This is a genomic window from Gelidibacter salicanalis, assembly GCF_007997285.1.
In the GTDB taxonomy this organism is placed as follows: Bacteria; Bacteroidota; Bacteroidia; order Flavobacteriales; family Flavobacteriaceae; genus Gelidibacter; species Gelidibacter salicanalis.
On sequence record NZ_VORX01000019.1, the window covers coordinates 1 to 1,415 of the forward strand.

Sequence of the window (1,415 nt, forward strand, 5' to 3'; positions counted from 1 at the left end):
GGATCATTCCTAAAAGTTGTGTGTGAATTGAAATAGAATTTTGATTTTTGCAAAAAAAACCTGACTTTGGAAAATTATTTGGACCTACTGAAACTCATTCTTCCTGAATTTTTAATCAACCATTTCGATCTAGTGAAGAACACCAGAAATGGAGAAGTAATGCATCTTTATTTTGAAGAGCAAATTACACCTCCAAAGGAAGAGACCACCCGAATATTAATAGCCCACGGTTTTCATAAGGAAGTAACGATCCAAGATTTTCCGTTGCGGGGAAATACCGTCTATCTTCACGTAAAACGGCGCAGGTGGTTGGACAGAACTTCGAAGGAAGTTGTCCAGAGAGATTGGAACTTGGTAGCACAGGGAACACGGATGACCACCGAGTTCGCTGCTTTTTTAAAAGAGATTAGTCGATACTAAGGCTTCCGATTGCCATACCATTGGAGCTTTCTATGGTGTTAATGGCAAAAAACTACAACGCCAATATAAAGACTACTTAAGCGATTTTAAAAGCTGGGAGCAAAAGAAACACGCTAAACAATGGCTCATATTCCCTGAAAACATTGGACTTTATCTATCTATTGATGAAACGGCACTGTCTAAAGGAGAACTCTACACAATAATTACCAACAAAAAAGCCAAAGGAAAGAAAGGGAGTATCGTTGCAATATTCGCTGGAACCAAAGTTGAACCCATCATAGAACAACTACTAAAGATACCGGCCAAGAAAAGAGCAAAAGTGAAAGAGATTACACTTGACATGGCAAACTCAATGAAAACTATATGTAAAAAATGCTTCCCAAAAGCAATGCAGGTTACCGACCGTTTTCACGTACAGAAACTAGCATTGGAAGCACTTCAGGACATCAGGATAAAACATCGATGGGATGCCATAGACCTAGAGAACGAACAAATAAAACAGGCAAGAGCAAAAAACAAAACATTTGCCCCAAAAGAATACAGTAACGGGGATACAACAAAGCAACTATTGGCCAGAAGTAGGTATTTACTATATAAAGCCCCATCAAACTGGACTGAAAATCAGTACCACAGAAGCAAAATATTGTTCAATCAATATCCTGATATAAAAACTGCCTTTGACTTGGTTCAAGGACTTAGAAATATATTCAATACGGCAACATCCATAGAAACAGCTTATACAAAACTGGCCCATTGGTACAAAGATGTTGAAAACACAGGATTTAGAGCCTTCAATACCATCGCAAACACGATAACACTCAATTATAGATCAATCCTAAACTATTTTATAAACAGAAGCACAAATGCATCAGCAGAATCTTTTAATGCCAAAATAAAAGCCTTTAGAGCGCAATTTAGAGGGGTCAAAAATGTAGAATTCTTCCTTTATAGATTAACAACAATTTTTACATAAACACAACAATTGTTCTTGATCC

At 37.2% G+C, this 1,415-nt stretch carries 2 protein-coding genes; both read left to right on the plus strand.

Annotated elements, in window-relative coordinates; all coding sequences use genetic code 11:
• Positions 1 to 132 precede the first annotated feature (132 nt).
• The gene (locus ES711_RS16660; protein WP_449528463.1) at positions 133 to 420 is read left to right on the plus strand and encodes an ISAon1 family transposase N-terminal region protein; all 288 of its coding nucleotides are present in this window, start codon (positions 133 to 135) and stop codon (positions 418 to 420) included.
• Between the two features lie 19 nt (positions 421 to 439).
• On the plus strand, positions 440 to 1,393 hold the full coding sequence (locus ES711_RS16145; RefSeq protein WP_146894340.1) for an ISAon1 family transposase: 954 nt from the start codon (positions 440 to 442) through the stop codon (positions 1,391 to 1,393).
• Positions 1,394 to 1,415 lie beyond the last annotated feature (22 nt).